The organism is Marinobacter sp. V34 (assembly GCF_055524115.1).
Window position 1 is genome coordinate 50,654 of record NZ_JBUPZY010000006.1, and the last position, 14,513, is coordinate 65,166.

General features: G+C 56.4%; 12 protein-coding genes. 3 read left to right on the plus strand and 9 right to left on the minus strand.

The annotated features are described in order from the left end of the window. From AC0B60_RS11330 to AC0B60_RS11340, 3 genes are all read left to right on the plus strand, one after another. The gene (locus AC0B60_RS11330; protein WP_465085915.1) at positions 1 to 333 is read left to right on the plus strand and encodes a Na+/H+ antiporter subunit G; all 333 of its coding nucleotides are present in this window, start codon (positions 1 to 3) and stop codon (positions 331 to 333) included. A gap of 72 nt (positions 334 to 405) precedes the next feature. Then, positions 406 to 687: a pyrimidine/purine nucleoside phosphorylase gene (gene ppnP / locus AC0B60_RS11335; RefSeq protein WP_465085916.1), complete on the plus strand. Its 282-nt coding sequence runs from the start codon at positions 406 to 408 to the stop codon at positions 685 to 687. Positions 688 to 872: 185 nt separating this feature from the next. Beyond that, positions 873 to 2,519 (plus strand): fatty acid--CoA ligase, encoded by a 1,647-nt coding sequence (locus AC0B60_RS11340; RefSeq protein WP_465085917.1) that lies wholly within the window; start codon positions 873 to 875, stop codon positions 2,517 to 2,519. Between the two features lie 52 nt (positions 2,520 to 2,571). Here AC0B60_RS11340 and AC0B60_RS11345 read toward each other — a convergent pair whose 3' ends face one another. The 9 genes from AC0B60_RS11345 to AC0B60_RS11385 are packed head-to-tail and all read right to left on the minus strand — an operon-like array spanning position 2,572 to position 14,513. After that, positions 2,572 to 4,449 carry a sigma 54-interacting transcriptional regulator gene (locus AC0B60_RS11345; RefSeq protein ID WP_465085918.1) on the minus strand — a complete coding sequence of 626 codons (1,878 nt, stop codon included), beginning with the start codon at positions 4,447 to 4,449 and terminating at the stop codon, positions 2,572 to 2,574. A 50-nt stretch (positions 4,450 to 4,499) separates the two neighbouring features. Continuing rightward, entirely contained in the window at positions 4,500 to 5,135 is a 636-nt protein-coding gene (gene leuD / locus AC0B60_RS11350) for a 3-isopropylmalate dehydratase small subunit (RefSeq protein ID WP_465085919.1), read from the minus strand. A gap of 2 nt (positions 5,136 to 5,137) precedes the next feature. After that, the gene (leuC, locus tag AC0B60_RS11355) at positions 5,138 to 6,550 is read right to left on the minus strand and encodes a 3-isopropylmalate dehydratase large subunit (protein ID WP_465085920.1); all 1,413 of its coding nucleotides are present in this window, start codon (positions 6,548 to 6,550) and stop codon (positions 5,138 to 5,140) included. Between the two features lie 13 nt (positions 6,551 to 6,563). Beyond that, positions 6,564 to 6,992, minus strand: coding sequence for an isopropylmalate isomerase (locus AC0B60_RS11360; RefSeq protein ID WP_465086138.1), 429 nt, complete (start codon positions 6,990 to 6,992; stop codon positions 6,564 to 6,566). After that, positions 6,982 to 7,572, minus strand: coding sequence for an isochorismatase family protein (locus AC0B60_RS11365; RefSeq protein ID WP_465085921.1), 591 nt, complete (start codon positions 7,570 to 7,572; stop codon positions 6,982 to 6,984). Before AC0B60_RS11365 ends, AC0B60_RS11360 begins: the two co-directional genes overlap by 11 nt. Further along, the gene (locus AC0B60_RS11370; protein ID WP_465085922.1) at positions 7,569 to 9,446 is read right to left on the minus strand and encodes a hydantoinase B/oxoprolinase family protein; all 1,878 of its coding nucleotides are present in this window, start codon (positions 9,444 to 9,446) and stop codon (positions 7,569 to 7,571) included. Before AC0B60_RS11370 ends, AC0B60_RS11365 begins: the two co-directional genes overlap by 4 nt. A 4-nt stretch (positions 9,447 to 9,450) precedes the next feature. Then, positions 9,451 to 11,523: a hydantoinase/oxoprolinase family protein gene (locus AC0B60_RS11375; RefSeq protein ID WP_465085923.1), complete on the minus strand. Its 2,073-nt coding sequence runs from the start codon at positions 11,521 to 11,523 to the stop codon at positions 9,451 to 9,453. Positions 11,524 to 11,560: 37 nt separating this feature from the next. After that, a complete protein-coding gene (locus tag AC0B60_RS11380) occupies positions 11,561 to 12,826 on the minus strand; it encodes a DUF1329 domain-containing protein (RefSeq protein ID WP_465085924.1) in 1,266 nt (421 codons plus the stop codon). Positions 12,827 to 12,836: 10 nt separating this feature from the next. Continuing rightward, positions 12,837 to 14,513 (minus strand): DUF1302 family protein, encoded by a 1,677-nt coding sequence (locus AC0B60_RS11385; protein ID WP_465085925.1) that lies wholly within the window; start codon positions 14,511 to 14,513, stop codon positions 12,837 to 12,839.

The window sequence follows — 14,513 nt, forward strand, 5'->3', positions numbered from 1 at the left end:
ATGAATCCTATTGCCGAATACGCCATCGTACTGTTACTGCTCGTCGGTGGTTTCTTCACCCTTGTTGGCGCCATTGGGCTGGCGCGGCTACCTGACTTCTACACCCGCCTGCACGGCCCAACGAAAGCGACCACCGTGGGTGTGGGCGCCATCGTACTGAGCTCAGTCATCTACTTCAGCAGCACGGGAGAAGGTGTGGGAATTGCCGAAGTGCTCATTACCGTGTTCCTTTTCCTGACCGCACCGGTGAGCGCCAACTTAATGGCCAAGGCAGCCATGCATATCAAAGTACCTACAGTTGAAAATACCCGAGGGAATACCTGGGATCAGTAACGGGAAATTTGTCATTGGAGTTGTACAAATTTCCCGTATAGTAGGCTCCCACAATTTCGAGGAGCGTATCCCATGCTGAAAATAAACGAGTATTTTGATGGCAAGGCCAAGTCCATTGCCTTTCAGACCTCCAGTCTGCCCGCGACAGTTGGCGTCATTAGCCCTGGCGAGTATGAATTCGGCACCAGCAAGAAAGAAACCATGACGGTGATCAGCGGCGTATTGACCGTTCTCCTTCCTGGCATGGAAGAGTGGATGACCTACGGTTCTGGCGAGTTTTTTGAAGTGGCGGGACAAGCCAGCTTCAAGGCCAAAACTGATATAGACACGGCCTACCTCTGCACTTACGAATGATTTCTCGCGAATAACCTCTCGCGAACACCCCATCGAGAGCGCAGACCGGGACCAACGGGCCATTTAAATCCCGCCATATCGGATCTGCGCTTTTTTACCGCCCAAAGGTTTCCGTATGCCGGAAACTGTGTCAGATTTACCCCTCTTCTCGTTATAAATTAAACAATTGAGAGAGGCACCGAATCATGGCACAAACCCGCATCCTGAAGCCGGCAGACAACGCACACCAATACCCACTACTGATCAAGCAACTGCTGCTTTCCGGGCCCCGGTACTCTCCCGACCAGGAAATCGTTTACGCCAACCGCAGCAAGTACACCTATACCGACCTGGTTGAGCGTATTAACCGACTGGCCAACGCCCTCACCGACGCAGGTGTTAAACCAGGTGATACCGTTGCGGTGATGGACTGGGATACGCCGCGGTACCTGGAATGCTTCTTCGCCATCCCGATGATTGGCGCCGTGCTGCATACGGTGAACGTACGCCTGTCCCCCGAGCAGATCGTCTATACCATGAACCACGCTGAAGACGATGTGGTAATGGTACACGACGACTTCCTACCCATCCTGGAAGGCGTGAAGGACGAGATTAAAACGGTCAAACACTACATCCAACTGAGTGACGATGCACAAGTGAAAACCACATCACTGCCATCACTCGGTGAATACGAACAACTGCTTGCCAAGGCCGGTACGACGTTCGATTTCCCGGACTTCGACGAAAACAGCATCGCTACGACCTTCTACACCACCGGAACCACCGGGAACCCCAAGGGTGTGTTCTTCAGCCACCGCCAGCTTGTTCTCCATACGCTGGCAATGACCGGCTCTTTGTCCGCTTATGATGAGATGCCGCTACTCAGGTCCTCGTCCGTTTACATGCCCGTGACCCCCATGTTTCATGTGCACGCCTGGGGCGTGCCCTACGCGGCTACCATGCTGGGTATAAAACAAGTCTACCCCGGACGCTATGAACCGGAACTACTGGTCGATCTCCTCAAAGAACACAAAGTGACCTTTTCCCACTGTGTGCCGACCGTCATGCAGATGATGATGGCAACCGAATCTATCAAGACTGCCGACCTCAGCAACTGGCACGTACTGATCGGTGGCAGCGCGCTTACGCGCGGCCTGTGTGACGCCGGGGCCAGATTGGGTATTTCCATGTATACGGGCTATGGCATGTCGGAAACCTGTCCGCTTCTGAGCACCACTCACCTGACAGCGAAAGATCTGGAACTGCCTCTGGAGCAACAGACCTCCAAACGCATCAAGACAGGTATTGCGGTGCCCATGGTGGAACTGGAGATCGTGGACCCGGAGGGCAAACCCGTACCCCATGACGGCGAGGCCAAGGGCGAAGTGGTTGCCCGAGCGCCATGGCTGACCCAGAGTTACTTTAAGGAGCCGAAAAAAGGTGAGGAACTCTGGCAAGGTGGCTGGTTGCATACGGGGGATGTGGCAAGCCTGGAGACAGACAACACACTGTTGATCAAGGACCGCATAAAAGATGTGATCAAAACCGGCGGTGAATGGCTGTCCTCCCTGGATCTGGAAAACCTGATCAGCCAACATCCAGCCGTCGCCGGTGCAGCGGTGGTGGGTGTGCCCGACGAGAAATGGGGCGAGCGACCTCACGCACTGGTCACCCTCAAGCCCGGAGAGGAGGCTTCACTGGACGATATCCAGAACCACCTGAAGCAGTTCGTGGATTCCGGTGAGATCAACAAATGGGCCATTCCGAACCAGATTGATTTCGTCGACGACATACCGAAAACCAGCGTTGGCAAGATCAACAAGAAACTGATTCGGGATCAGTTAAACGACTGATTTCCTGCAAATAGCCTTCCGGCGCCGATCACCGCCGGGGGGCTGCACCCCTTCAACTCGCGCCTTTCTCAACGTTCATTTGTTTCAGCCGACGCCATAATGTGGTCTGGCTGATACCAAGGTATTCCGCCGTCCGGGTTTTGTTCCCACCGAAACGATCCAGAACCTTCAGTATCTCTTCCTGCTCAACAGCCTGAAGATGGCCCGCATCTGGATCTGGACCGGCCTGCAAATGCGACGAAAACAGCTCCGGTGCAAGATCGTCAAGGCGTGATGCAAATTCCCCAATTGAGGTGTAAAGGGTAGTGGATACCAGCAGTCGCTCCAGCAAATTTTCCAACTGACGTACGTTGCCAGGCCAGTCGAATCGACGAAACCGAGGCATAAGCGCCTCAACCAGATTCTCTGCTTCAACTTCAATCCCGTACTGCTGACCGACTTTGCTGATAAAATGGCGGGTCAGCGGCTCAATGTCATCCGGTCGCTCTCTTAACGACGGCAGGGTGATCATGAAAACATTCAGACGATAGTAGAGGTCTTCCCGAAAACGACCCGCCTTCACTTCCTCTTGCAAATCGTGGTTACAGGCAGCGACAAATTTGATGTTCAATGCGATGGACTTCCTGGCGCCAACGGGGCGAACCTCACGCTCTTGAAGAACTCTCAGAAGTTTTGCCTGCTGGGGCATGGGCAGAGAATTGATCTCATCCATGAAAAAGGTGCCGTTATTAGCCGACTCCAATAACCCCGACTGACCACCGGATTTGGAATTGGTAAAGGCACCGTCCGCATAACCAAACAGTTCGGATTCAAAAAGCTCGTCCGGAATGGCAGCACAGTTGATGGCAACGAAGGGACCATCACTGTTTTGACTGGAGTTATGAATCTGCCGCGCCGCCAGTTCTTTACCGGTCCCCGTCTCACCACGCAACAGCACGGCGCCCGGTGTGGCCCCATATATCTCCAGCAGACGACTTACTTCGGACATTTTACTGGACTGAAACACCAGTTGTCCGGCTCCAACTGAGCGGTCCTGCTGCCTGATAGGTGCTGCAGTAATGGAATAAAGATTCCCCACCCGCTCATCACCCACTTCAAAGAGTCGCTTGGCGACTCGGCAGAGTCGGTCACCGAGGAGCAAGCCTTCTGCGACGGTGCTGTCCGCCCCAAGGAACCGGCGGTCCAGAAACCGATCAATGGTTTTGCCAGACGCGATGTGAGGAATCAGATCCTTCACCCCCTCATTAAAGCTAACCACCTGCTCATCACGATTCGTGATGATGATGGGGCGGGGCGCGTTTTCGATCATGAAACGGGCAAATGCGCTCTGCTCAAGTTCCCGCTTGTGCTCTCCCACCACCGTAATGGCCCGCCGGATCATGTAGCGGCAGGATTCGCGGGAGTAGATCATGACATAGGGTATGCCCGCCTGCTCAGCAAGGTCGCACATGTAGCTCGAACCGATAATAACCCCAAAGCCGTCCTTTCGGACGGTGTGAAAAATATCCTTGGCTTCCTCTACGGTCGTATAGGTACGGTGATCAACATCAACTCCTTCGACGTAGCCCAGGAATTCTGTCCATGTGGCCTGATGTTCGTGGGTCATCAGCAGCATTCGGGAGTTGATCTGGCGGGCTTTCAACACCGCATTCACAAGGTCCGACTGGCGCACTTTCAATGACACCACCGGAACCGGCAGTGTGTCCTTCAGGTAATAAGCGTTGGCACCTGCGCTGACGAACACGTCAACGGCTTCATGCTCGACCAGCCGCCGGGCGGCCAACAGCGCATCATTGAATATGCTGTCGATAATCACGATATCGGCGATAGACTGAAACTCCGGCACCAGCGAATGCACCATTTTACTGAGCTTGGAGTTACCGATCAGGCAGATCCTGACCCGCTTGTTTTCAGAGTTGTTGAACTTCACAGGTATCTCTCGCTCGAATCACATCACTTCAGAGTAACCGATGCCCCTGTCTATCGGAACAGCCAGGGTTCCTGTTGCCGACGACTTGCCTCGTAGTTCCTAATGGTATTTGAACGATCCAGAGTCAGCCCAATCTCGTCCAGCCCTCTGAGCAGATTATGCCGCCGCCCTTCTTCTATCACAAAGGGCCACAAAATGCCGTCGCCAATGATCTGGCAACCCTGGAGATCCACCGTCAACTCGAATCCGGGGCCAGACTCACATCGCCGGAACAGTTCGTTGATCTGAGACTGGTCAAGAATGATCGGTAGCAGGCCGTTGTTGAAACAATTGTTGAAAAAAATATCACCAAAACTGGGCGCGAGAACCGCGCGAACCCCAAAGTCCCGCAGCGCCCAGACCGCATGCTCCCTGGATGACCCACACCCAAAATTGGCCTGGGCCAACACAATTGAACCATGATCATAGGGTGACTGGTTGAGAACGCAATCAGGATTGAGACGCCGCTCTGCAATGGGTGTATCCACGTCACCTGCGTCCAAATAGCGCTCATCGTCAAACAGATGAGGACCGTAGCCGGTCTTCTCCAGCATTTTCAGGTACTGCTTGGGAATGATTGCATCCGTGTCGATGTTCGAACGGTTCAAAGGAATGACAGTGCCAGTGTGCGTTTTGAAAGGCTGCATGATCAAATCTCCCGGACGTCAGTAAGCTGGCCCGCAATCGCCGCAGCCGCAGCCATGAGAGGACTCATCAGATGTGTTCGCCCACCTTTTCCTTGCCGACCCTCGAAATTTCGATTCGAGGTAGAAGCACATCGCTCCCCTTCAGACAGTCGGTCATCATTCATTCCCAGGCACATGGAGCATCCCGCCGACCGCCATTCAAAACCAGCCCGCTTGAAGACGTCGTCCAGCCCTTCCCGCTCCGCCTGAAGCCCGACCAGTCCGGAACCTGGCACGATCAGTGCCTGCTTTACGCGGGCATGCACCATATGACCCTTTAGCAAATGCGCTACCTCCCGCAGATCTTCAATTCGGGCGTTGGTACAGGAACCAATAAAGACTTTATCGATGGGAAGACCTTTCAGGGGCTGGCCACTTTTCAGGCCCATGTAGTCGAGCGCTCGCTGAAGATTTCGGCGCTGAGATTCATCACTCATGCCCTCAACGTCCGGGACCGCGCCATCAATGGCTGTGACCATTTCCGGCGAGGTACCCCAACTGACCTGTGGCCGGAGATCGCTGACATCGAAATGCTCTTCCCGATCAAATGTTGCATTGTAATCCGACGTTAGCGTTTGCCAATGCTGCTTCGCCTCCTCCAGTTCCGGACCAGCAGGGGCGCGGGGACGCCCTTCGACAAACGCCTGGGTCTTGGCATCGTACGCCACCATACCCGCTCGGGCACCGGCCTCGATGCTCATATTACAGATGGTCATACGCCCTTCCATTGACAGCGCTTCAATCGCACTACCGGCGTACTCAATGGCATGGCCTGTGCCACCGGCTGTTCCTATGCGGCCTATAAGTGCGAGAATCAGATCCTTAGCGGTTACCCCATGCTGGAGCAGGCCGTCGAAGGTTACCCGCATATTCTTTTGCTTTCGGGTTTTCAAGGTCTGGGTTGCCAACACGTGCTCTACTTCGCTGGTACCAATACCCATAGCCAACGTGGCAAAAGCCCCGTGCGTGGAGGTGTGGGAATCACCACATACGATAGTCATTCCAGGCAAAGTCAGACCCTGCTCAGGGCCGATCACATGGACGATACCCTGGCGGGAATCTTCCAGTTCAATCAGCTCAATATCGTACTCCCGGCAATTAGCAACCAGGGTTTCGACCTGTTTACGGGCAATCAGATCGGCAATACCCGGCACACCCAGCTCCCGATTTCGAGTCGGTACGGCGTGATCCGGCACCGCAATATTGGCATCCAACCTCCAGGGTTTGCGACCAACCGAGCGCAGCCCTGAAAATGCCTGGGGCGATGTCACCTCATGCAACAGATGACGATCAATGTATAGTAGCGAACTGCCATCCGGCAGTTCGTCGACCAAGTGACGACTCCACAGCTTGTCGTAAAGCGTTTGCGCAGCCATATATTTGTCCTCGTTAGGGGCTGTATGCGCTGTTGCTGGCCTCGGACCAGTTCAACCACTGATAGAGTTCCTCGCCCTGATCCGCTGCAATTCGATAGCCACACCAGGACTCCAGCCGGCCATTCTGCAAAGGCTTGATGATGCAGTAGGGGCGTGAACATTCCTGTAGTCCTACGCCAGCGTCGTCCAGCCCATAAGTGCTTCGTTGCAGAAGCGTCTCGGCTCTGGTTTTTAGGCCACTATCAGATTCACTCAAAGCCGCCACGTTGGTCTTGAACCCCCGTACGTACAGATCCCGGTAATGTTCACAGGCCTCCGGCTCGGCCGCGAGGGCGTCCAGAAACGCCTCGCGGTTCGATCCAGTCTCGGGCGGGTTTGGCAATGAAGCACAAGCGGCTAGCGTCAGGCTCAGAGAAACCGCTACCCAACGGTCAGAAAACATATTCAATCGTTTCTGCCAACGAGAGCACATCCACGTATTTGGTGTTCAGATCCTTCAGGTTCGCGGCGTGGGCGTCGCGATCCCGGTCGCCACAGGCGTCCTCAACCACGATGGTGCGGTATTCGTGTTGCAGGCAGCCAAGCGCCGTGGCACGCACACAGCCGCTGGTAGTCAGCCCTGTCACGACGGCACCATCAGCCCCGACACTTGTCAGCTGTTGATGCAAGTCCGTTTGAAAGAAACCACTGGGCCACTGTTTGGTCACCAAGACTTCGTTGTCGCGCCGTTCAAGTCTTGGGTCGATCACTTCCAGCCCGGAACCTGCCTGTAGCACCTCCAACTCAGGAAGTTTCTCGCGAAATATTCGCGCCTGCTCAGGCGAGCTGTAGGCCACGGTCGTGAACATAACCGGCAGGCCCGCAGCACGAAACCGGTTCAGCAATACACGGTTGGCTTCAATCACCGCGTCACACTCCGCGGCCAGCGGGCTGAGCGCGGGGTCGGTAAACCCCAGGCTCATATCCACCACGATCAACGCGTATCGTTCGGCTTTTCCAAGGGTGCGAGAGTCCAGGCTCATGCCACACCTCCTGCGCCGGATTTCCAGACTGGCATGGCAGGCGCAGGCAGGCCCGTCTCCTCCTGGCACCGCGCCTTGATTTCCTCGATAGTGCCACCTCGGGAGAACAAGGCCGAGCTGTCTCGGGTTGATGCCATATCCTGTCGCAGTGCCGCGGTGGCACTATCGTCGATTCGGCCTTTCGCATCCAGGACAACGCCGTAGCGTTTCGCGCCCTCGACACTCACGAGACCCTTGAGAACGTCTGAAGCCACCGCTTTCGAATCTCGCTCCAGGGGATTGCCCCAACCGCCGCCACCCCAGGTGTCAAAGATCACCAGATCGCCGGTTTCCACTTTAACGTGGTCACACTTCGACGGCAGCATTCGACGCTCACCGTTGGCTTTTACCAGTTCCTTGCGGCTGCGCTGGCCGGGGTCGCCACCGTTCACGCCCCAGGGATATGTCAACCAGCGATCATCGTGGATGGAGATTTCGCCATCAGCCAGCAACCGATAACCCACACGAATACCGTTACCGCCCCGATGCAACCCGGCGCCGCCGGAATCCGTGATGGTTTCATAGGTCTCAATTCGCAGCGGGAAGTATGCTTCAACAAACTCATTGGGTACGTTGGTGAAGCCTGGCCAGAGTGAGTGGCCATCCGGCCCATCGCCCACCGGCCGACCGGGAATACCGCCGAAGCCGATCTGGAACAGCTGGAACCACTCATTATTCTCGTCGTAACCCGAGTACATGAAATGGGGCGAATCCGAGAAGCCAGCACCACTCATGGCGTCCGGCGTACCCTGTCCCAGCAGCCCCCCCATCACATCGAAGATACGTCCCAGAAGATGGGTCCGGCAGGACAGCGCCGCCGGGAAATTGGGCTTGAGGATGGAACCCTGGGGAATATTCACTTCCACCAGATCATAGAAGCCGTCGTTGAATAGAATCGACGGATCGAACAGGTTGATGGTGAAGGCGCCAAAGAACATCTTGAACATCTCCTCGTTGAGGTAGAAGTTCACGGAAGATGGCGCCTGTGGGTCTGTGCCCTCAAAGTCAAAAATGGCTTTGTCACCTTCGCGCCACATGGTGCAGCGGATGGTGTAGGGGCCAAGGCCTGCACCGTCGTCACAGATATAATCTTCGAACGAGCGCTTTTCTTCCGGCACCACTGCACGGATGATTTCCCGCATGGCAATGAAGTTACGATCCAGCATCATGCCCAGGGCACTGGTGAAGATGTCGTCGCCGAACCGGTTGGCGAGTTCCACGCAACGTCGTCCGGCGGTGCGGCAGGACGCCACAATGGCGTTGAAGTCGGACTTGTTCCAGCGTGGCATGCGCACGTTGTGCAGGATCAGATCCAGCACGTCTTCGTTCAGCTCGCCTTTCTTGTAGATCTTCACCGGTGGAATGCGGATGCCTTCCTCATAGATGGTTTGCGCGTCGGTGGGCAGACTGCCAGGCACCTTGCCGCCCACATCCGACATGTGTCCGAACATGGCAGCCCAGTTAATCAGACGGCCATCCTTGAAGATCGGCACCAGCACCAGCCAGTCTGGCAGGTGACTGACCGCACCGTCACACATATAAGGATCATTGGTCAGGAAAATGTCACCCTCTTCAATGGTGCCCTCGTAAGACTGGGTAAACCCGGTAATGAAAGAGCCAAACTGCCCCACCACCATCTTGCCCTCGTGATTGGCGATCATGGGGAAGGCATCCCCCTGCTCGCGGATACCGGGGGACATGGCGGTGCGGATCAGCACCGCATCCATCTCGTTGCGGGCGTTGGCCATGGCGTTCTCGATGATGTCGAGGGTGACGGTATCCACGTCCACGCGTTGCAGCGGTGTGCTGTTGGGTTGAATGATATTCGCAGACATACGATTACTCCCTGCCCTTATGACCAACGGGTTCAATCAGCAGATTCCCCACCCTGTCGACTTCCGCCTGATAGCCGGGGAAGACCACGGTGGTGGAATCCATCTCGGTGACAATCGCCGGCCCCGGCACAATGTGTCCGGGCCAGAGTTTCTCGCGATCATACAAGGTGGCGTTGTGGTCCTGACCGTCAAAATAGATCGCACTCTCGCCGGTAACTGCCTCGCTCAGGCTTTCGGCCTCGGTGGTCCATTCCTTCTCAGTAATGTTGGGCCGCGGTGCTCGGGCGATGGCGCGCAGGTTCACCAGCTCGTGTTCTTCGTCCAGCGAGAAGCTAAACAGCTGATGATGCTCCGCGTCGAACGCATCCTGTAGCAAGGCCAGGCCTTTCGCTTTCAGCTCTCGCGGCTCTATGTCCTGTGTCAGCAACAGCGCCTGGCCCTGATAACGAACGTCCGCCTGCCAGGTGATGGTTTGCTGGTCCCGGGGAATGTCCTGAACTTCCAGAGATTGATTGACCTGTTGGGTCAACGTTTCGAGGATGTCCAGAATTTCGGACTGGCCCAGTTTGGAGAAGCCTTTGATCAGTGACCGTGACGCCTCATCCTTCACCCGTGTTGTGGCGTCACCATAGGCGCAAAGCACGCCGGGCGATGGCGGTACAATCACCGGCCAGGCATCCATCAGTATACCCAGGGCGTTGGCGTGCAGTGGGCCGGCACCGCCAAACCCGCACAGGGCAAACTCCCGCGGGTCGTAGCCCTGTTCGACCGAGATCAGCCGCAGCGCCCCGAACATATGCTCGTTGGCGATCCGCACAATGCCCTCTGCAGCTTCTTTCAGAGACACGCCCATGCCATCAGCGACTTTCTGAACCGCCGCTTCGGCGAGATCCTTGCGAATCTCCATGTCGCCGCCCAGCTTCTGGTTTGACGGCAGGTAACCGAGTACCACGTTGGCGTCAGTCACCGTGGGCTGGTCACCACCCTTGTTGTAGGCAGCCGGCCCGGGTTCCGCGCCCGCACTGTCCGGGCCAACACGCAAAGCCTTGGTCAGCTCCGGCACAAAAGCGATAGAGCCACCGCCGGCGCCAACCGTGCGCACGTCCACCGAAGGCGCTCGCACGGCCACGTCACCCACCCGGGTTTCCCGTCTCAGGCGTGCGCTGTTGTTTTCGATCAGTGCCACGTCAGTTGAGGTACCGCCCACGTCGAATGTCAGTACCTTGTCGAAGCCACCCCGTGAGCAGAACCAGATGGCTCCGGCCACGCCCCCGGCCGGGCCGGACAGCAGCAGATTTACCGGCGTGTAAGACGCGGAATCGCAGGTAGCCAGACCACCGTCGGAGCGCAGGATGGACAGTTGAACATCGTCTGCCAGGCGGGATTTGATCTCGTGTTCCAGATGGTCCAGGTAATTGGACACCTCCGGGCGCACAAAACTGTTTACCACGGTGGTTTCCGTACGCTCATACTCCTGCATTTCGGGTACTACCCGCGAAGACAGCGACACCGGAATCTCCGGCATTACCTGGGCGGCGATGTCGGCGATTTTCTCTTCATTCACGCCGCTGGCGTAAGCGTTGATCAGCGACACCGTCAGCGCCTCGATTCCAGACTCCCGCAATGCTTCCAGCTTCTGACGAATGTCTGCCTCATCCAGCTCGGTGACCACTTCGCCTTTTGCGCTCACCCGCTCAATCGCTTCCACGGTATGCTCCAGCGACGCCAGCAACGGCTGCTTGTTGAAGATCACCCAACCGCCCAGACCACCGGGCACAAACGAGCGTGCAATGTGCAGCACCTGCCGATATCCCTGAGTGGTCACCAGACCTACCTTTGCTCCCTTCTGAGTCAGAATGGCATTGGTGGCCACCGTGGTGCCATGCATGACCGAGCGGATCTGCTTCGGGTCAATACCCGACGTGCGGCAGATCTTCTCGATCCCGTTCAGTACGCCCTGGGACGAATCCGAGGGCGTGGAGGGCACCTTCGCGGTGAAGGTGGCCCCGGTATCATCGTTGATGAGAAGCAGGTCCGTGAAGGTGCCGCCCACATCAACCCCTAATCTAAAGCTCATACTTCCTCCTGACTGTTCAGTCGGGTAATGGCGGACATCAGCGCACTGCTGCCTGCTCAAGTTCACGGAGACTGATGGCATCCCCATCAACGCCCTGAGTATTCAGTTTCGCATTGGGTGCGAGCACGAAAATGGTAGCGTGACGACGCTGGTAATCGATCGTGAAGCCTGCATTGGAAACAATGCCCCGATCACCGTCTTCCGTCTCAATCGTCCTAAGGTTGTAGTTCATCCACTTCCAGAATTCCCCTTTACGGTCGTACACGTCTGCCATGTAGAAGCGTGGGAACTGGGTATCCATGTACATGACCTTCTTGCTGTAGGGGTGTTCGGGTGGTGCCACCGCCTCGATCACCCAGACTTCGCGAGGTTCCCACTGATCGTTCGGATTCCAGTAAGGCGCATTGTCCAGATCCACAATCGGGTACTCTGCGTTTCCGCTGGCATCCTGGTTCCAGGACGTCGCCTGACTATTGGCTACAACCAGGATCTTCCGCTTGCCCAGCAGTTTGTACTCCGGATACCACGTGGGATGCGCGTTGAAGATCTCGATATCATCGTTTAGCTGGTCCGTGCCACCGATCGGGTCCATCCAGGTGCCACCAGACAGACGACGGGTACGGCGAACAGACTTGAGATACGCCCAGCTGTCATCAAGCTTCGGGCTGTCGTAACGCACAGTGAACAGGCCCAGGCCGCGGATGTCGTTCGGGTAAGTGGCGTACAGCAACTGCTTCCACAGGACATCGCCATCACCCTCTACGGTCTTTTCTTCACCCAGGCGCCCTTTCATGTAGTAACGGCGCAGCACCCATTCCTGAGTCCGCTCCAGGCCACGGTCGTCGTCGATGAACAGGTAAGCGAATTCCGGATAGTCCTGATAGTTCTTGGTGGGCTGGGATACGTGGTGATTCCAGATCAGCTTTTCAGCCGCGTTGGGGGTATCCGCCGTGACGTTGGGGAATGGCATACCGGCTTTCCAACCCTCCATCATCCGGGTATCCGGATTGAACGTGGCCTGATCCGAATACGTCTCGGTGGCCGCCAGATAGTCTTCGCCCAGTTGAATGTCTTCCGACGCTTTCAGGGTAATCTGCAAGCCCTCTTCACGGATCAGGCGCTTCTGCAGGCCGGTCAACAGCGAATCAATGCGGTCACCCTCGAAGGTATCGCTCAGCCGCGCATCCAGGTTGCCCGCGTTGATGGTATCGCCCGGAGACAATTCCGCCGCAGCCAGACTCCCGGCACCTACCATTAGGCCAAAGGCCAGCGTGAGACTTCTAATGGATGTCATTGTTTTCATGATGGTCTCCTCAGAACTGGTAAGTCAGGCGGGCGGTGAGTTGGTCGTTGCCCGAAAAGTAGCCGAACAGATTCGTGTCGTTGAAGCCTTGCAACGGGCGCTCCTGATCGGTCTCGTGGAAGAAAATATCCGCTTCAACGCGAACACGAACGTGATCACCGTAGGCCAATTCAACGGCCGGAATCACAAAACCACCGCCGTACGTCAGGTCGGAACCCACTGCCAGCGACGGATTGATCTGGTCGTTGGCATAGTTAGTCGCCAGAACCGCCGTGATGATGCTACTGAATTCCTTAGTTTCGCCGCCGAATCCGGCCAGGTTGACCAGTTGCTCGTCTTCTTCGAAATCGGTAATCCAGTTATTGAACAGCTGGACGGTGAAAAAGGAAGGACGACTGGTGCCCAGGTATTCCTGAAGATCCAGCTGCTTGTCGATGCGGAACATGGTTCGCAGCAGGTTCTTCTCTTCGATGCCACAGAAACCGGGGAAGAAGCCACAGGCCTCGCCCGCGCCGAGCCCGGCCAGACCGCCTTCTGTCCCCACGTTGTAGGGCGCTTCCGGGATATAGGCGATCTCGGTGCTGAACACCAGATCAGGGCCCGCAAAGTAGCTGTTGGCGGTTACGCCAAAGATATCGATGTAGGGATAGATGAACTCCCCAGCCTCAGCTGGATCACCTTCGTAGTCGTAGGGGTTGGTCTGCAAATCCGGACGGGCGCCGTTGGCAGCGGGGTTGGGATTCACCACCGGGTTGGGATTGGGGCCATGGAACCAGCCCAGCGAATAACCCCAGTCCCCGGCCAAACCGTTCCAGCGCAGACCGTAGGAATCGTCGTCCATATCCGCGTCGGAATGGTCGTAGTTGTATGGGACGTTTGCACCTAACGGCGCGGATTCAAAGGTAATGCCTTTGTTGGGATTGTTCGCCCAGCGACCGCCTTCCACGTCATAATTGTTGCCGCGGTTTTCGCCATCGTTCAGTTGGCCCGGGATAAAGAGCAGTTGGAGACTACCTTCGAGGCTGTCCACCCGCTGGACCAGATTGACCAGGTTCAGCGGCTTGCGCAGCTCTTCGTTTTCCGGCTCCAGGAATGAGCGCCAGCGGAAGTCATAGCCATGAACCACGTCCAGCAACTGGAAGAAGTCTGTTTCGCCCCAGACCACCTGCTGTCTTCCCACCTTGAGGTTGGTGGTGTCAGTCAAATCTCCCTGAATCCAGAGTTCGCGAATTTCCTCATCATCGTAAACGTCGTCGCGTAAATCGACTGATGATCTGGGCGCTCCGCCAGTCTGCGCCCACTCATCGGCAACGGCCTGAAGGTCCTTCAGGTAGTCGGTTGGCGACTCCCGAGAAACCCTGCCGGTGAACTTGAAACGCACACCATCAAAGTCCCGGAAAAGATTGAGCTTGGCTACCGTTCTGGCCATCGACAGGTCATAGCGATAATCGTCACGCTGCTCGCCGTCAAAAACGGCCGGGCCCGGGCCGATCAGAGTTGGGTTTTCCAGGTTCCAGGACAGATATTCCCGCAGGTAACCGGTAACCTCCCAGTCTTTGGTTAACCAGTCTTCCTCCGCCATCACCATCTGTGGCGCACTCATGGTGGCAGCAACCACGCTGGCCGCTAAAAGCCCGCGCTTCCAGAGACAGCTCTCCACCTGTTTTTTGTTTGTTTTAGTACTCAT